The organism is Ruminococcus sp. B05, assembly GCF_003628495.1.
Taxonomy (GTDB): domain Bacteria; phylum Bacillota; class Clostridia; order Lachnospirales; family Lachnospiraceae; genus Schaedlerella; species Schaedlerella hominis.
In genome coordinates this window covers 28,448-47,223 of record NZ_RBZR01000002.1, presented here as the reverse complement: position 1 = coordinate 47,223, position 18,776 = coordinate 28,448, and the positions used below count along the sequence as shown (strand labels likewise).

General features: G+C 38.6%; 16 protein-coding genes. 15 read left to right on the top strand and 1 reads right to left on the bottom strand.

Annotated features, from left to right (window positions below; translation table 11 throughout):
• The first annotated feature begins 148 nt into the window (after positions 1-148).
• From polA to D8Q48_RS03215, 6 genes are all read left to right on the top strand, one after another.
• On the top strand, positions 149-2,764 hold the full coding sequence (gene polA, locus D8Q48_RS03240) for a DNA polymerase I (RefSeq protein ID WP_121055405.1): 2,616 nt from the start codon (positions 149-151) through the stop codon (positions 2,762-2,764).
• Positions 2,765-2,810: 46 nt separating this feature from the next.
• On the top strand, positions 2,811-3,392 hold the full coding sequence (coaE, locus tag D8Q48_RS03235) for a dephospho-CoA kinase (RefSeq protein WP_121055568.1): 582 nt from the start codon (positions 2,811-2,813) through the stop codon (positions 3,390-3,392).
• On the top strand, positions 3,389-4,186 hold the full coding sequence (locus D8Q48_RS03230; protein WP_118723844.1) for an MBL fold metallo-hydrolase: 798 nt from the start codon (positions 3,389-3,391) through the stop codon (positions 4,184-4,186). Before coaE ends, D8Q48_RS03230 begins: the two co-directional genes overlap by 4 nt.
• Positions 4,187-4,286: 100 nt before the next feature.
• Positions 4,287-4,559, top strand: a complete 273-nt coding sequence (locus D8Q48_RS03225; protein WP_118687603.1) for an ACT domain-containing protein — start codon at positions 4,287-4,289, stop codon at positions 4,557-4,559.
• Positions 4,560-4,621: 62 nt separating this feature from the next.
• Positions 4,622-5,986 (top strand): PFL family protein, encoded by a 1,365-nt coding sequence (locus tag D8Q48_RS03220; RefSeq protein ID WP_117989653.1) that lies wholly within the window; start codon positions 4,622-4,624, stop codon positions 5,984-5,986.
• A gap of 74 nt (positions 5,987-6,060) precedes the next feature.
• The gene (locus D8Q48_RS03215; RefSeq protein WP_117989654.1) at positions 6,061-6,924 is read left to right on the top strand and encodes a DegV family protein; all 864 of its coding nucleotides are present in this window, start codon (positions 6,061-6,063) and stop codon (positions 6,922-6,924) included.
• An 82-nt stretch (positions 6,925-7,006) separates the two neighbouring features.
• Here the strand turns inward: D8Q48_RS03215 and D8Q48_RS03210 are convergent, their stop codons facing one another.
• Positions 7,007-8,293, bottom strand: coding sequence for a nucleotidyltransferase (locus D8Q48_RS03210; RefSeq protein WP_118687602.1), 1,287 nt, complete (start codon positions 8,291-8,293; stop codon positions 7,007-7,009).
• Between the two features lie 82 nt (positions 8,294-8,375).
• On the opposite strand from D8Q48_RS03210, the gene mgtE reads away from it, so the two are divergent.
• The 9 genes from mgtE (at position 8,376) to smc (ending at position 18,754) form a co-directional block, all read left to right on the top strand.
• Positions 8,376-9,719, top strand: coding sequence for a magnesium transporter (gene mgtE, locus D8Q48_RS03205; protein WP_118687601.1), 1,344 nt, complete (start codon positions 8,376-8,378; stop codon positions 9,717-9,719).
• 219 nt (positions 9,720-9,938) lie between these two features.
• Entirely contained in the window at positions 9,939-10,931 is a 993-nt protein-coding gene (pta, locus tag D8Q48_RS03200; RefSeq protein WP_118687600.1) for a phosphate acetyltransferase, read from the top strand.
• A 10-nt stretch (positions 10,932-10,941) separates the two neighbouring features.
• Positions 10,942-12,135, top strand: coding sequence for an acetate kinase (locus D8Q48_RS03195; protein WP_118687599.1), 1,194 nt, complete (start codon positions 10,942-10,944; stop codon positions 12,133-12,135).
• Positions 12,136-12,283: 148 nt separating this feature from the next.
• Positions 12,284-12,811 (top strand): DUF177 domain-containing protein, encoded by a 528-nt coding sequence (locus D8Q48_RS03190; protein ID WP_117989659.1) that lies wholly within the window; start codon positions 12,284-12,286, stop codon positions 12,809-12,811.
• 3 nt (positions 12,812-12,814) lie between these two features.
• On the top strand, positions 12,815-12,994 hold the full coding sequence (rpmF, locus tag D8Q48_RS03185; protein WP_004068723.1) for a 50S ribosomal protein L32: 180 nt from the start codon (positions 12,815-12,817) through the stop codon (positions 12,992-12,994).
• A 100-nt stretch (positions 12,995-13,094) separates the two neighbouring features.
• Positions 13,095-14,132: a phosphate acyltransferase PlsX gene (plsX, locus tag D8Q48_RS03180; RefSeq protein ID WP_118687598.1), complete on the top strand. Its 1,038-nt coding sequence runs from the start codon at positions 13,095-13,097 to the stop codon at positions 14,130-14,132.
• Positions 14,133-14,158: 26 nt separating this feature from the next.
• Positions 14,159-14,392, top strand: a complete 234-nt coding sequence (gene acpP / locus D8Q48_RS03175; RefSeq protein ID WP_121055403.1) for an acyl carrier protein — start codon at positions 14,159-14,161, stop codon at positions 14,390-14,392.
• A gap of 87 nt (positions 14,393-14,479) precedes the next feature.
• Positions 14,480-15,166 (top strand): ribonuclease III, encoded by a 687-nt coding sequence (gene rnc / locus D8Q48_RS03170; protein WP_117989662.1) that lies wholly within the window; start codon positions 14,480-14,482, stop codon positions 15,164-15,166.
• Between the two features lie 15 nt (positions 15,167-15,181).
• Positions 15,182-18,754 (top strand): chromosome segregation protein SMC, encoded by a 3,573-nt coding sequence (gene smc, locus D8Q48_RS03165; protein ID WP_121055401.1) that lies wholly within the window; start codon positions 15,182-15,184, stop codon positions 18,752-18,754.
• Positions 18,755-18,776 lie beyond the last annotated feature (22 nt).

Below are 18,776 nucleotides of genomic sequence, written 5' to 3'. Positions count from 1 at the left end.
AATATAGCAGAAGAACTAAAAATCTTCAAGTTTTAGAGTACTTTCTGTTAGAACTTCCCCTTTAAAAACAAGCAGATTTAGTGTATACTCATAAAAGCGAAAGAATTGCCTTTTTGAATTTAAAAGGCCATTGAATGGAGAAGATGATATGCGTGAGAAAATTGTTTTGATAGATGGACACAGTATTTTGAACAGAGCATTTTACGGTGTTCCGGATTTGACAAATGCAGAAGGACTGCATACCAATGCGATATATGGATTTTTGAATATTTTGTTTAAAATATTAGATGAAGAACAGCCGGAATATCTTACTGTTACATTTGATGTACATGCACCGACATTTCGCCATGAGATGTATCCGGAGTATAAGGGTACAAGAAAACCAATGGCAGAAGAACTAAGACAGCAGGTTCCTGTTATTAAAGAAGTACTGCAGGCAATGAATATTGCAACGATCGAGAAAGCAGGCTTAGAGGCAGATGATCTGCTTGGAACAATATCACATTCCTGCGAAGAGAAAGGAATGGATGTGGCGATTATCTCAGGGGACAGAGATACTTTGCAGCTGGCAACAGAACATGTCAAAATCAGAATTCCAAAGACGAAGCAGGGACGTACCGAGATAGAGGATTATTTTGCATCAGATGTAAAGGAAAAATATGGTGTGACTCCAATCGAATTTATTGATGTAAAAGCATTGATGGGAGATACTGCAGATAATATTCCTGGAGTGCCGGGAATCGGAGAGAAGACTGCAACAAAGATTATTGTAGAATATGGGAATATTGAAAATGCACACGAACATGTGTCAGAGTTAAAACCGCCAAGAGCAAGCAAAAATCTGGATGAATTCTGGGATCAGGCGGTACTGAGTAAAACACTTGCTACAATTGATATCCATGCAGATGTGCCATTTGATCTGGAGGCTGCCAGACATGGCAACATGTATACAAAGGAAGCACATGATTATTTCCAGAGATTACAGTTTAAAAATCTTCTCGGACGATTTGATGTAGAGGCAGATTCGAATGATGTAGAAGAATATTTTAAAGAAATCACAGAAAAAGCAGAGATTGAACAGGTATTTGCGGAAGCAATGAAGGCAAAACTTGTGGGAGTCGGAATTTCAGAAGATGCGGGAAATGTTCTGCCATTATTTGCACACGAGTCCGGATACGGAAGAATTTCGCTGGCTTATGATAGAAAAAAAATTTATACCATTCCGGCAGACATGGAAGTGACAATGGATTATCTATTTGGAAAGCTTACAGAGCTTGCAAAGAAGGTAGACACATTTGTATTATGTAATCTGAAAAAATATTTATCATTGATTTCTGTGGAAAAAGAAGAACATTGTTTTGATCCGATTTTGGCAGCATATTTGTTAAATCCTTTGAAAAATGATTATGATTTTGAAGATATTGCCAGAGAACAGTTAAATTTGATAATTGATGAAAAAGCAGATGAAAAAACAAAATCCTGTTATGAAGCGTACACAGCATTTGCATCTGTAGAAATATTAAAGAAAAAGCTCGATGAGACAAAGATGAAAAAATTGTTTGATGAGATCGAGATGCCATTATTATTTACCTTGTATGATATGGAGCATGCAGGGGTGAAAATAGAGGCAGACGCTTTGAAAACTTATGGTGAGCAGCTCGGAAGTAAAATTGTGGAGCTTGAAAAGAATATTTATGACAAAGCAGGAGAGATATTTAATATTAATTCACCGAAACAGTTGGGTGTGATTTTGTTTGAAAAAATGGGGCTGCCGAACGGGAAAAAAACAAAGACCGGATATTCAACAGCAGCAGATGTATTAGATAAACTGGCACCGGATTATCCAATTGTATCAGAAATTTTAGAATATCGTCAGCTAACAAAACTGAAATCTACTTATGCAGACGGACTTGCAGGTTTTATTCAGACAGACGGAAGAATACATGGAACCTTTAATCAGACGATCACTGCTACCGGACGTATCAGCAGTACAGAACCGAACTTGCAGAATATTCCAATCAGGACAGAACTTGGACGACTGCTTCGAAAGGTGTTTGTTCCGGAAGAAGGATATGTTTTTGTAGATGCGGATTATTCTCAGATTGAATTGCGTATATTGGCACACTGTTCAGGAGATGAACAGTTGATTCAGGCATACCGAGAGGCAAGAGATATTCACAGGATTACGGCATCTCAGGTATTCCATATTCCATTTGATGAAGTGACAGATCTGCAGAGAAGAAATGCAAAGGCTGTAAACTTTGGAATAGTATACGGAATCAGCTCATTCGGGTTAAGTCAGGATTTGAGTATTACAAGAAAAGAAGCAGCACAATATATAGAGAATTATTTTCAAACTTATCCGGGAATCAAAACATTTTTGGATGAATCTGTGGAAAATGCAAAAGAGCATGGATATGCAGTGACATTATATGGAAGAAGACGACCGGTACCGGAGTTGAAATCAAGCAATTTTATGCAGAGGAGTTTTGGAGAACGAGTAGCAATGAATGCACCAATCCAGGGAACCGCTGCCGATATTATGAAAATAGCAATGCTTGGTGTGAACAGGGAATTAAAGAAACGTAATATGAAATCCAGATTGATCTTGCAGGTACACGATGAATTGTTGATTGAAGCTTACCAGGATGAAATAGAAGAAGTGCAGACGATTTTAAAAGACCAGATGGAGCATGCGGCAGAATTAAAAGTGCCGTTGATTGTAGATATGCACAATGGTAATAATTGGTACGAAGCAAAATAACAGAAGATTATTATCATAGATATATGATATGATTGTGGAGTATGAAATGAAAGTAATAGGAATTACAGGAGGCGTTGGCTCGGGCAAGAGTCAGGTTCTTGGATATTTGGAAAAAACATATAAGGCAAAAGTTTGTCAGCTTGATGAGGTAGCAAAAGAATTACAAAAAAGCGGGAAGCCTTGCTTTCAAAAAATCGTAGAAACATTCGGAGAACAGGTGGTAGGAGAAGATGGTGAACTGAACAGACCTGTTTTAAGCAGTATTGTGTTTCAAGATGCGGATAAACTGGAAATGTTAAATGAAATTGTTCATCCCAAGGTGAAGGCGGAAGTGACCCGTCAGATTATAGAGGAAAAGAAAAAAGATACACCACTGTTTGTGATTGAGTCAGCTCTGTTGCCAGAGTCAGGATATGAAGATATCTGTCAGGAAATGTGGTACATTTATGCGAAAGAAGCTATTCGAAGAGAAAGATTAAAAGCATCCCGCGGATACAGCGATGAGCGTATTACAAGGATGATTGCATCACAGACTTCAGAAGAACTATTTCGGAAAGTGTGTACACATGTGATTGATAACAGTGGGGATTTTAAAGATACAGAGAAGCAGATAGGAGAAATATTATGAGGATGTGCAGCATTGCCAGCGGAAGCAGTGGCAACTGTATTTATGTAGGAAGCGATGATACACATTTGCTTGTGGACACAGGCATTAGCAAAAAACGTATTGAAGAAGGATTAAAAGAACTGGATGTGAAAGGAGAGGAATTGGATGGAATTCTTGTGACACATGAACATTCAGATCATATCCAGGGACTGGGGGTATTTAGCCGTAAATATGCGATACCGATTTATGCAACACCGGGAACAATTCGGGGGATTGAAAGATCTTCCAGTCTTGGAAAGATGCCGGAAGGGCTATTGCATCCAATCGAGACAGATAAGATGTTTCAGTTGGGAGATATCGATATTCATCCATTTCAGATTTCGCATGATGCAAATGAACCATGCGGATATCGGATGGAGAATGCAGGAAAAGCAGTTGCAGTTGCGACAGATCTTGGAACATATGATGATTACATCGTAAAAAAACTAAAAAATCTGGATGCAGTTTTGCTGGAAGCAAACCATGATATACATATGCTGGAAGTAGGCGGATATCCTTACCCGTTAAAGAGAAGAATTCTTGGGGATAAAGGTCATTTATCAAATGAATTGTCAGGTCAGTTACTTTGTGATATACTACATGATAATTTGAAACATATCATGCTGGGGCACTTGAGTAAAGAGAATAATTATGCAAGACTTGCTTATGAAACAGTGAAGCTGGAAGTGACGCTGGCGGATAATGCTTACAAAGGAGAAGACCTGGATATGTGGGTCGCAAAGCGTGATTCGGTATCTGATATCATAGAGGTCTAGCCTGAGATATTCAGGCATGCGTACCGGATATGATTTTCGGTGCAGACAGAAATATAATATGGAACAATGTACATCTTGAGACAATTAGGAGGAGAGAATCATGAAGAAATGTATCGTAACTGTAGTGGGAAAAGACACCGTAGGAATTATCGCAAAGGTATGTACATACTTGGCAGACAACCAGATTAATATTCTGGACATTTCTCAGACAATCGTACAGGGATATTTTAACATGATGATGGTTGTTGACGCTGCAAATATAAAAAAAGATTTCGCAGTGATTTGTGATGAACTGGAAGAGCTTGGAACAGAAATCGGTGTAGCAATCCGCTGTCAGAGAGAAGAAATTTTCGAAAAGATGCATAGACTGTAAGAGGTATCATACAGACATACAGAAACAAGATCAAAAAAACGAATATGTGAGGAAATAATGCTATGATTAATATGTATGAAGTATCTGAGACAAATAAGATGATCGAACAGGAGAATCTGGATGTCAGAACAATCACACTTGGAATCAGCCTATTAGATTGTATTGATTCTAACCTGGATGAATTGAATCGTAAGATTTATGAGAAAATCACAACAGTGGCAAAAAATCTGGTTTCAACAGGTCAGGATATTGAAAGAGAATTTGGAATCCCAATTGTCAATAAAAGAATTTCTATTACACCTATTTCTTTAATCGGAGGTGCCGCATGTAAGACACCGGAGGATTATGTGACAATAGCCAAAACACTGGATAAAGCAGCAAAAGAAGTTGGCGTTAACTTTATCGGTGGATATTCAGCACTTGTGTCAAAGGGCATGACAAAAAGCGAGGAAAATCTGATCCGTTCAATTCCGCAGGCACTCGCACAGACAGAGAGAATCTGTAGTTCTGTGAATGTAGGTTCAACAAAAACAGGAATTAACATGGATGCAGTACGTCTTTGCGGAGAAATTGTGAAAGCAACAGCAGAAGCAACAGCAGATAATGATTCCCTTGGATGTGCAAAATTAGTTGTATTTTGTAATGCACCGGATGACAATCCATTTATGGCGGGTGCATTCTTAGGAGTAACAGAAGCAGATGCAGTGATCAATGTTGGTGTCAGTGGTCCTGGAGTTGTAAAAAAAGCCTTAGAAAAGGTTCGTGGAAAAGGATTTGAAGAACTTTGCGAGACGATCAAGAAGACTGCGTTTAAGGTTACAAGAGTAGGACAGCTTGTTGCAGGAGAAGCTTCAAAGCGTATGGGTATTCCATTTGGTATTATCGATTTATCTCTTGCACCTACTCCGGCAGTTGGAGATAGTGTAGCTGAGATTTTGGAAGAAATCGGATTGGAAAGAGTAGGAGCACCAGGAACAACAGCAGCGCTTGCAATGCTTAATGATCAGGTGAAGAAGGGCGGAGTTATGGCTTCTTCTTATGTTGGCGGACTTAGCGGAGCATTCATTCCTGTCAGTGAAGATCAGGGAATGATCGATGCAGTAAATGCAGGTTCGCTTACAATGGAAAAACTTGAGGCAATGACATGTGTATGTTCTGTTGGACTGGATATGATTGCAATCCCGGGAAAAACAAGTGCAAGTACAATCTCAGGTATGATTGCAGATGAGATGGCAATCGGTATGGTCAATCAGAAAACAACAGCAGTACGCCTGATTCCGGTTATTGGTAAAGATGTAGGAGATGTAGCAGAGTTTGGTGGATTACTTGGTTATGCACCAATTATGCCAATCAATGAATTTGGATGCGAGGCATTTATTAGTCGCAAGGGAAGAATCCCAGCACCAATTCATAGCTTTAAGAACTAATAAAGAAGTTTATTCTGTGTGAAAAGACATTTGTCAGGCACAGGTTGGAAAACGAATAGGGGAACAAATTAGAGATGAGTAAAATTGCAATAGTAACAGACAGTAATAGTGGAATCACACAGGCAAGGGGGAAGGAACTGGGAGTTTATGTTATCCCAATGCCATTCTATATTAATGAAGAATTGTTTTTTGAAGACATATCACTTTCACAGGAAGAATTCTATCAGAAATTAGGAGAGGATGCGGAGATATCTACTTCGCAGCCATCTCCTGGAGATGTGATGGATCTGTGGGAAAAATTACTTGAAGAATACGATGAGATTGTACATATCCCAATGTCAAGTGGATTGAGCAGTACTTGTGAAAATGCAATTTCGTTGTCTATGGAATACGATGGAAGAGTACAAGTTGTAGACAATAAGCGCATTTCAGTGACACAAGAGCAGTCGGTCATGGATGCGTTGACACTATGTGATGCAGGTAAATCAGCAAGAGAAATCAAAGAAATTCTTGAAAAAGAAAAGTTTGAGTCAACAATTTATATTACCGTAGATACTTTGAAATATCTGAAAAAAGGTGGAAGAATAACAGCTGCGGCTGCGGCACTTGGAACAGTGTTAAATCTGAAACCGGTACTGACAGTCCAAGGTGATAAGTTAGACGCATTTTCAAAAGTGCGGGGATTGAAAGCTGCAAAACGTACAATGCTAAAAGCAATTAAACAGGACATTGAAGAGCGTTTTAAAGGAAAAGAAGAACAATTGATTCTTGGTATGGCGTATACAGGAGATGAAGAGGCAGCACAGGAATGGAAAGAAGAGATCCAGAAAAATTTTCCACAGTATGAACTGAAAAGTGCACCATTATCATTGAGTGTGGCATGTCATATCGGACCTGGTTCGCTTGCAATAACATGTACGAAGAAAGTAAGTCTGTAAAATTTAAAAAGTATATATAATAAGAAAGCTATTGTTTGCGGAAATTCAAACAATAGCTTTTCTGTTTTGAATTTATAAAAAATTATAATTTTAAAATGCCGTAGTTATACTCGTTTTTAAATGGAGTCCGGAATTTCTCAGTAATTACAGAATTATACAAATTGGAAGCTAAAATATCTTGATTTAGCATACGTTGGCCAGCCTCTGAAAGCTTGTCCTGTTTGTATAGCTTTGTTAATAAAGGAAGCGTTCCGGTTTTAGAGATTGCAGAAATTACTTTTTCACTATCTTTTCTGAAACCAAGCAAATGTGCGTAGTAATGATATCCATCAGTTAAATAAGTTTCCTGCTCTTTCTTTTTGAGGCCGAGCATAATATGCAATAGTGCACGATTGATTCTTGTCTGTGTTACTTCTTTTGTTTTTAACAATTCGCAGAATTGACGATAATCAAAAAAGTTATTCAGATTTGCATAAATACGATTAGCCAATTCTTCGGAAACATCCGCATACCGAATGAGCTTTTCAGGAGTTTTGTTTAATAGCTTATATTTTAGAAGAAGTGAAAAATCCTGTTCTGAGATTGGATAAAGAACCTGATGGTTTTCTTCTAATAATTTAAAACAAGAGGATGGAACTTGTTTTGCTAATTCACCTGAGATGCCGGAAAAACGTGTGTTTCCACGCTTGTGGAGACCTTCTGATGCAGTGCAAAAGGAATCTGAATACGCAAAAAGTGAACGGATCGCAGAAGCAGAACTGTATGTTGTGCGCAGTGTCCGGTCATGGTAATGAGAATCCTGCCGTTTGATCGTGCAAGGTTTTATGTTGCTGTTTATACGTCGGAGTGCTTTTAAGTATTCTACGCCAAGAATATTATTTGGATCGTTTAATAAAAAAGAAGAATCGGCAGTTTTCATAATTGTACCAAGTGCTTCTTGTCTTGCGGCAGGAAAAGAAAGTCCGCTTCGCAGAGCTTCTTGTAAAAGCTGTTTGTATTCTGTCGGTTCTTCGCATAAAATATCAGCAATTGCCTGGAGTCCCTGTAAATCATTGCACTCACTTCCGAAACAAAGATAATCAACGATTCCAAGCTTGTCTAATAAGGATACCGCACCGAGGGCAAATAGTTCCGCACTGCCGGTAGAATAGCAGACGGGAAGTTCGAAGACTGCACAAGCTTTGCAGTTCAATGCCATCTCTGCCCGCAAACGTTTGGGCATAATGGCAGGCATGCCTCTTTGTACATAGTCCCCGCTCATAACAACGATGGCAGCATCCGCACCGGTTATTTTTTTTGCCTGCTCAATATGATATTCGTGTCCGTTGTGAAAAGGGTTGTATTCTGTGATTAATCCTACGATTTTCATGTTTTTAACATTTTGCTCCTTGTATATGTTGATATAAACCATTATACTATATAAAGATGTCTGATGAAAGAGGTTGGATGCAATGGAAGAATTAAATAGTGAAAGATTGCTGGAATTATTAGATGCAAGAGAATTTAAAAAGTTAAAAGAAAAGTTAGAAAATATGCATCCTGTCGATATCGTTGAAGTAATGGAGGAAGCGGAAGAGCGTCAGAGAGTTTTGATGTTCCGTTTACTGGCAAAGGAAGAGGCGGCAGAAGTATTTACGGACATGAACAGTGACATGCGCGAAGATCTGATTAATGCATTGACGGATTCTGAGCTGGAAGAAGTCATGGAAGAGATGTATGTGGATGATACAGTAGATGTCGTAGAAGAGATGCCGGCAAATGTAGTTGATCGTCTTTTGAAAGCAACAGATGAAGAGACACGAAAGAAGATCAATGCACTTTTACAGTATCCCGAAGACAGTGCGGGAAGTATTATGAATATTGAGTATATCAGTCTGCGAAAAGAGATGACCGTAGAAGAAGCTATTTTAAAGATTCGTCAGGTTGGTATTAATAAAGAAACCATTTATACTTGCTATGTGACGGAGAAGAAAAAGCTGATCGGTTCGGTTGATGTAAAAGATCTTTTAACAGTAGGAGAATCCAGACTGATTGAAGAAATTATGGATGAAAATGTATTGTGTGCAAGGACACTGGATGATCAGGAAAAGGTGGCAGCCATGATTGAGAAATATGGTCTGGTAGCTATTCCAATCATCGATCATGAAAATTGTCTGGTTGGAATTGTAACAGTAGATGATGCGATGACGGTATTACAGGATGAAGCAACAGAAGATATCAGTATTATGGCTGGTGTTACACCAAATGAAGATTCTTATTTTGGCACATCTGTTTTCCAACATGCGAAGAACAGGGCACTCTGGCTGATGCTGTTGATGTTGTCAGCAACGGTCAGCGGAGAAATATTGGCCCATTATGAATCAGCGATGGCGGTTATGCCGATTCTAATCACATTTATTCCAATGTTGATGGGAACCAGCGGTAATTGCGGCTCACAGAGTTCGACAATGGTGATTCGCGGTATTGCTGTCGGGGAGATTGAATTTAAAGAATTTTTCAAAGTTGTATTTAAAGAAATACGGATTGCCATATTAGTGGGAGTGATGCTGGCAGTTGTAAATGGAATTAGAATTTATATTATGTATGACCAGGATATAATGCTTGCAATTGCGATTGGAATTACGATGATTGCAATTGTTTGTATGGCAAAGTGTATCGGATGTACATTGCCATTGTTTGCCAAGAAGATAGGACTTGATCCGGCGTTGATGGCAGCACCATTGATTTCAACGATTATGGATACTTGTACAATTTTGATGTATTTTGCGATTATTACAGCATTTTTTAAATTATAAAACAAGAGTAAAAGGAGTGGTTTGAAAAATAACCGCTTCTTTTTTTGAGGGCTTTTAAAATTGAAAAATACAATTGTTTCTAAAAAAGTACAAGATAGATAAAAAAATAACGAAAAAAAGGCATATTGTACTAAAAAATGCACATAGAATCCTCTTGTTTCCCTAAAATCTTTGAGGTATAATGGGGGCAGTGAGAAAAATGAAAGGTGGCTTTAAATCATGGGATTTATTGATGAAATCAAAGCAAGAGCAAAATCTGATATTAAGACAATTGTTCTTCCTGAGACAGAAGACGAAAGAACTTATAAAGCAGCAGAAGCAGTTTTAAGAGAGGGAACAGCAAAACTGATTCTTGTTGGTAGTAAAGAACAGATTGAGAAGGTTGGTGCCGGATATGATCTTACAGGAGCTCAGATTGTAGATCCTGCTACAAACGATAAGACAGAAGCATACATAACAAAATTAGTTGAATTAAGACAGAAAAAAGGTATGACAGAAGAGCAGGCAAGAGAATTGCTGTTAACAAACTATTTATATTATGGTGTAATGATGGTAAAAATGGGAGATGCTGACGGAATGGTATCAGGAGCATGCCACTCAACAGCAGACACACTCCGTCCATGTCTGCAGATTTTAAAGACAAAACCAGGCACAAAACTGGTTTCAGCATTCTTCGTAATGGTAGTTCCGGATTGTGATATGGGGGCAAACGGAACATTTATCTTTGGTGATTCAGGACTTGAACAGAATCCAGATCCGGAAAAACTTGCAAATATCGCATTATCTTCAGCAGAATCATTCCAGCTGTTAACAGGTAAAGAGCCAGTCGTTGCTATGCTTTCACATTCTACAAAGGGAAGTGCAAAACATGCAGACGTAGACAAGGTTGTAGAGGCAACAAGAATTGCAAAAGAATTGAATCCAAATGTACGTCTGGATGGAGAATTGCAGCTTGATGCAGCAATTGTACCTTCAGTAGGAGAGTCTAAAGCACCAGGAAGCCCGGTTGCAGGACATGCGAATGTTTTGATTTTCCCAGATCTTGATGCAGGAAATATCGGATACAAACTTGTTCAGAGACTTGCTAAAGCAGAAGCTTACGGTCCTCTGACACAGGGAATTGCAGCACCAGTTAACGATTTGTCTCGTGGATGTAGTGCAGAAGATATTGAAGGCGTTATCGCTATTACAGCTGTACAGGCTCAAGCATAAGGAGGATATTATGAACGTATTAGTAATCAACTGTGGAAGTTCATCTTTGAAATTCCAGTTAATCAACTCTGAAACAGAGGCAGTTCTTGCAAAAGGACTTTGCGAAAGAATCGGAATCGACGGAAGACTGACATATCAGCCGGCTGGCGGAGAAAAAGAAAAAACAGATCTTGCAATGCCTACACATGAAGAAGCAATCCAGTATGTGATCAACGCATTGACAAACGAGAAAACAGGAGTTGTTAAGAGCCTGGATGAAATCGGTGCAGTAGGACATCGTGTTGTGCATGGTGGAGAAAAATTTGCTTCATCTGCAATTATTACAGAAGATATGAAAAAAGCAGTAGAAGAGTGTAATGAACTTGCACCACTTCACAATCCTGCAAACTTAATCGGTATCGCAGCATGCGAGAAACTGATGCCGGGAACACCGATGGTAGGAGTGTTTGATACAGCTTTCCATCAGACAATGCCACAGAAAGCATATATGTATGGACTTCCATATGAGTACTATGATAAATACAAAGTAAGACGTTATGGATTCCATGGAACAAGCCACAGTTTCGTATCTAAGAGAGCAGCAGAAATTCTTGGTGTTCCATATGATCAGACAAAGACTATTGTATGTCACCTTGGAAACGGATCAAGCGTAACAGCTGTTATGAATGGTAAATCAATTGATACATCTATGGGACTTACTCCATTGGAAGGTCTTGTAATGGGAACACGTTCAGGAGACATCGATCCAGCTATCTTAGAGTTCATCGCTAAGAAAGAGAATCTTGATATTGATGGATTGATGGATGTTGTAAATAAAAAATCAGGTGTTTACGGATTATCTGGAAACCTTTCAAGTGACTTCCGTGATTTGTGGGATGCTGCAGATGCAGGAAATGAAAAAGCTAAGGTTGCACTGGAAGTATTCTCTTATCGTGTTGCAAAATACGTTGGAGCATACGTGGCAGCAATGAATGGTGTAGATAATATCGTATTTACAGCAGGTATCGGAGAGAACGATCATGGTGTACGTGAGGCGGTTGTTGGATATCTTGGATATCTTGGAATTGAGCTGGATGAGGAAGCTAACAATACAAGAGGTCAGGAAATCATGATTTCTAAACCAGGTTCTAAAGTTAATGTAATGGTAATCCCTACAAACGAAGAGCTTGCAATCGCTAGAGAAACAGTTGCACTGTTGAAATAATTTCAAAACCGGTCGGGGACGGAGAAAAGTGGCTTTAAAAAGCCATCTTTCCCCGTCCCCATTATTTCCTCTTTTGAAAAAATAAAAAAATGATTGACAAATACTTTTTACATGATATAATAGTCTTTGTGTGAATAGGAGTCGAACTATGTTGTTAAACCTATCAGACGTGTTATCAGACCGTCATCAAACGATTAATGAGACCGTACAATTGGATATGGAAGAGTTTCAGATGAGAGCAGGAACTTATTCTATTGTTCAAAAAGATCCGGTAATGATTACAGTTTCACATATGAAGAAGCGAGAATATCGGATTCAAGCTAAATCAAAGATTTGTGTTTTGATTCCATGCGATCGTTGTCTGGAAGATGTGGAGCAGGAGATTGTGCTGGATGTGGAGAAGCATGTCGATCTCGCACAATCCGATGCGGAACTGGAAGAAGGATTCGATGAATCAAACTATATTGACGGATATTATCTTGACGTGGACAAAATGCTCTATAACGAGATACTAATAGGATGGCCGACGAAAGTTCTTTGCAGGGAAGACTGTAAGGGCATTTGTAACGTTTGTGGTCAGAACCTAAATAAGGGTACTTGTGACTGTGAAGACACGAGTCTTGATCCAAGAATGTCAGTTGTCCGTGATCTGTTTAAGAATTTTAAGGAGGTGTAACCTATGTCTATCTGTCCAAAGAATAAATCTTCTAAAGCAAGAAGAGATAAGAGAAGAGCTAACTGGAAAATGAGCGCTCCAAACCTTGTTAAATGCAGCAAGTGTGGAGAACTTATGATGCCTCACAGAGTATGTAAGGCTTGCGGTAGCTACAACAAAAAAGAAATCATTTCAGTTGACTAATTAGAAATGGATAATGACAAGGATTTGAGTAACATCAAGTCCTTGTTTTTTTTCTGTTTTTTTGATAGAATTATAAACAGTTATGTAAGGAGGAAAAAATATGTCCGAGACTACAATAGTTGCTCTTGATGCAATGGGCGGAGATAATGCACCGCAGGAGATTGTAAAGGGAGCGGTAAATGCAATAAAACAGCGAAAAGACATAAAAGTTCTGTTGGTTGGAAAAGAAGAGATACTGAAAGATACATTGAAAGCATATGAATATCCAAAAGAACAGTTAGAGATTGTCAATGCTACAGAAGAAATTGAGATGGCAGAGTCACCGGTTCTTGCAATTAGAAGAAAGAAAGATTCATCCATGTCAGTTGCGATGAAACTGGTACATGATAAAAAGGCTGATGCAGTAGTATCAGCAGGTAATTCAGGGGCAGTTCTTGTCGGTGGTCAGATATTGGTAGGCAAGATAAAAGGAGTAGAGCGTACACCTTTGGCACCGTTGATTCCGACCGCAAAAGGAGTATCATTACTGATTGATTGTGGAGCCAATGTAGATGCAAGACCTTCTCATCTTGTCCAATTTGCTAAGATGGGTTCTATTTATATGGAACATGTTATCGGAAAGAAGAATCCAACAGTAGGTATAGTGAATATCGGTGCAGAAGAAGAAAAAGGGAATGCCTTGGTAAAAGAGACATTTCCACTTTTAAAAGCATGCAAAGACATTAACTTTATCGGTAGTGTGGAGGCAAGAGATATTCCATCAGGAGCAGCAGATGTCATTGTATGTGAAGCTTTTGTGGGAAATGTTATTTTAAAGCTTTATGAAGGTGTTGCAGGTACTTTGTTAAGTGAAGTGAAGAAGGGCATGATGTCAACTTTAAAAAGTAAGATTGGCGGATTGCTTGTAAAACCGGCATTAAAGACAACACTCAAGTCATTTGATGCAACTGCATATGGCGGAGCACCAATGTTAGGGCTGAAAGGACTGGTTGTTAAAACACATGGAAGTTCAAAGGCGACAGAAGTCTGCAATTCCATCATTCAGTGTGTTACATTTAAGGAACAGGCAATCAGTGCTAAGATTGAGGAAGCAATTCAATTGGAAAAAGCACAGGAAGAAACAAAAAAAGAAGATTAAAAGAAGTTAAAGAGAGGACTAAGATTATGGAATTTGAAAAAATACGGAAAATCATTGCAGAAGAGATGAATTTAAATGTAGAGGATGTAAAACAGGAAAGCAGATTTGTTGAGGATCTGGCAGCGGATTCTTTGGATGTGATCCAGATTGTGTTGAAATTAGAAGAGGAATTTGATATTGAGATTCCGGATGATGCAGTAGAGCAGATTTCAACAGTGCAGGACGCAGTAGATCAGATTAAAAGCAAAAAGAATGCATAAGTAATCAATACAAAGATATAGAAAAGCCCGTAAGGGGCTTTTCTGCTTTATAAATAGCGACTTTGAATTTACTAAGAGGAGAAATTAATGGAAGATAAATTAAAAGAATTAGAGAAACGAATCGGCTATAAATTTCAGGATTTTTCTTTATTAAAACATGCTTTGATGCATAGCTCTTATACAAATGAAAAGCATTTGCCGAAATATCAGTGTAATGAAAGATTGGAGTTTTTGGGAGATGCAGTTTTGGAGCTGGTATCCAGTGAGTTTTTATTTTTGGAAAATCCAAAGGAACCGGAAGGAAAACTGACAAAAACGAGAGCAAGTATGGTATGTGAGCCATCGCTGGCATTTTGTGCAAGAGATATTGAACTTGGAAGTTATCTTCTTCTGGGAAAAGGAGAAGAGGCGACAGGCGGCAGAACACGTGAATCTGTTACTTCAGATGCAATGGAAGCATTGATCGGAGCCATTTATCTGGACGGTGGTTTTGCTAATGCAAAAGAGTTTATCCACAAATTTATTTTGTCGGATTTGGAAAATAAGAAACTCTTTTTTGATAGCAAGACTATTTTACAGGAAATCGTACAGGCAGATAGTAATAAGCCAATTACGTACCAGTTATTGAAGGAAGAAGGACCGGACCATAATAAGGCATTTTATGTAAAAGTATTTATCGGTGATGTGGATTATGGAACCGGAAAAGGCCGTACAAAAAAAGCAGCGGAGCAGCAGGCAGCATATCAGGCAATTCTTGCGCTGAAAAAGAAATAATAGAACAGGTGATATATGTATTTAAAAAGCATTGAAGTACAAGGGTTTAAGTCATTTGCGAACAAGATAAAATTTGATTTTCACGAAGGAATCACGGGAATTGTAGGACCGAACGGAAGTGGAAAAAGCAATGTCGCAGATGCAGTCAGATGGGTTTTGGGTGAACAGAGAGCAAAACAGCTTCGAGGCGGTTCGATGCAGGATGTAATTTTCTCGGGAACAGAGAATCGAAAACCGCTTAGCTATGCCTCAGTTGCAATAACGCTTAATAATGAAGATCATAAACTCCCGGTTGATTATGAAGAGGTTACAGTTACCAGAAAATTATACCGTTCTGGGGAGAGTGAATATCTGATTAATGGAGCATCGTGCCGTTTGAAGGATATTAATGAGATGTTCTATGATACAGGTATCGGTAAAGAAGGATACTCCATTATCGGGCAGGGACAGATTGATAAGATATTAAGCGGTAAGCCGGAAGAACGTCGAGAGTTGTTTGACGAGGCAGCTGGAATCGTAAAATTTAAACGTCGTAAGAATCTGTCATTAAAAAAACTAGAAGAAGAAAGAATGAATCTGACTCGTGTTAATGATATTCTTTCTGAGCTTGAAAAGCAGATTGGGCCATTGGAACGTCAGTCTCAGACCGCAAGAGAATATTTGAAGAAAAAAGAAGCTCTGAAAACATTGGATATCAATATGTTCCTTCTGGAGACAGAGCGGATTAAAGAACAACTGAGCCAGATTGAAGGACAGTTAAAAATTGCAGAGGAAGAACTGGAACAGGCAGAAGGCAATTATGAAAAAATGAAGGCTGAATACGAGTCTGTTGAAGAACAGGTTGATATTATTGATGTGGCATTAGAAACGTCAAAAACACAACTAAATGAAACGAATTTATTGAAGCAGCAGCTTGAAGGACAGATCAATGTCCTGAAGGAGCAGATCAATACAGTCCGTATGAACGATGAACACTATGAAAATCGTTTCAATATAATTTGCAAAGAAATCGAGTCCAGACAAGAACAAAAGGAAGCTCTGGAGAGTGAACGTCATCAGATTCGTCAGGAATTACAGCAAGAGTCTGTTCAAAACAACGATGCACAGCAGAAATTGACGGATATTCAGACAAGGATTGCCCGTGCGACAGATGAGATTGAGCAGCATAAACAGGAAATCATGGAGCTTTTGAATAATCGTGCATCTACAAAAGCACAGATTCAGCATTTTACAACAACAAAAAGTCAGATTACAACAAGAAGAGCCTCTTTGAATAAAGTAATCCTTGAGATTGCAAGTCAAGGTGCACAGAAGAATGCAGTACTTTCAGATTATGCAGAACAAAGAAAAAAAGTTCAAGCAGAGATAGCAGACTATAATCATGTGATGCAAGAGCAGGAAGAGCAGATTTTAGCTTATCAAAATGAAATATCAAAAGTAGAGCAGGAATTACGTACAGAGCAGTCAAATTATCACAGAGAAGTTTCAAGGTTAGAATCATTAAAAAATATGACAGAGCGTTATGACGGATATGGCAACAGCATCAAGCGCGTGATGAACAATCGAGACCATGAGCCGGGATTGCTGGGTGTGGTAGCAGATATCGTCAAAGTAGATAAGGAATATGAGATCGCTGTTGAGACTGCACTTGGTGGAAGTATACAGAATATCGTAACAGATAATGAAGAAACTGCAAAACGGATGATTCAATTTTTAAAGAAAAATAAATTTGGAAGAGCAACATTTCTCCCGTTAACAAGTATGCATGGAGGAAATGGAATCCGAAATGAAGAAGCTTTGAGAGAACCGGGGGTGATTGGTCTGGCAAATACGCTGGTCCATGTTGAGAAAAAATACCAGGTTCTTGCAGATCAGTTACTTGGAAAAACAGTTGTGGTAGATCATATTGACCATGGAATTGCGATTGCGAAAAAATACAGACAGTCGCTTCGACTTGTGACATTGGAAGGCGATTTGATCAATCCAGGCGGTTCTATGACTGGTGGTGCATTTAAAAATTCAAGTAATCTCTTAAGCAGACGCCGTGAGATTGAAGAATTTGAAAAACATGTTGTTGTGATAAAAGACAAGATTCAGGAAATCGAAGAATCGCTGGCTGGAATAAAACAGAAGCGTACAGCATGTTATGAAAAGATTGATTCTTTGAAGCAGAATGTCCAGGAAGCATCTGTAGTTGAAAATACACTTAAGATGAATATGGAACAGGTGCAGGAAAATCAGAGAGAACTATTCCAAAGACAACAACGTTATCAGTCAGAATTAGGTGATATTGAAAAAGAACTGGAAGAAATCCGTGACAACGAGGAGTCTATTCAGATGGAGTTAGAGACATCTGAAAATCTGGAAAAAAAGTTGAATGAGAAGATTGATATGATGCAGCAGACTTTGGAGGCCGATAAGGTAAAAGAAAGCGAACAGCAGCATCTTTCAGAAAAAGTACATCTTAATTTTGCAGGATTAGAGCAAAAGGAAGCATTTGTACAGGAGAATATCAATCGTATTCAGGAAGAGATAAAACAGTTTGAAGAGGAACTGGAAGAATTGAAACTGAATAAAGGAAATGCAGTTGAAGAAATTCGGGCAAAAGAAGAAGAAATTTCAGATTTACAGAGAACGATCGAAGAGTCAAAAGATTTGTTTGAGGAAATCCAGAAAGAAATTGAAGAAAAAACAAAGCAGAGGGAAGAACTGAGCAGTAAAAATAAAAGCTTTTTGGAAAAAAGAGAAGCATTGTCAAAATACATGTCAGATCTTGATAAAGAATGTTTCCGTCTGAACAGTCGAAAAGAGTCATATGAAGAGGCTTCTGATAAGCAGATTAATTATATGTGGGAAGAATATGAACTGACATATAATCATGCGCTGGAGCTGCGTGACGAGAATATGACAGATCTGGCTTATATGAAACAGGCAATCCATGGTTTGAAGAATGAGATTAAAAATCTTGGAAATGTAAATGTCAATGCAATCGAAGAATACAAGAGTGTGTCAGAGCGATATGAATTTTTAAAAACACAGCATGATGATCTGGTAGAGGCAGAGGTATCTCTTGTGAAAATTATTGAGGAACTTGATGTAGCAATGAGACAACAGTTCCAAGAACAGTTCGCACGTATCAGATCAGAATTTGACAGTGTGTTTAAACAACTTTTTGGAGGTGGAAAAGGTACATTGGAGCTTATGGAAGATGAAGATGTACTTGAGGCCGGAATCCGAATCATTGCTCAGCCACCTGGCAAGAAATTACAGAATATGATGCAATTATCAGGTGGAGAGAAAGCATTGACTGCGATTTCCTTATTATTTGCGATTCAGAATTTGAAGCCTTCGCCGTTCTGTCTGTTGGATGAGATTGAGGCAGCACTTGACGACAGCAACGTAGACCGATATGCACAATATTTACATAAGCTGACAAAGCATACACAGTTTATTGTAATCACTCATCGACGAGGAACTATGGCGGCTGCAGACCGCCTGTACGGTATTACAATGCAGGAGAAAGGTATTTCTACATTGGTTTCTGTTGATTTGGTAGAGGAGCAATTAGAAAAAGAAAGAAAAGCATAATTGCAGGTTAGAGAAGCAATTA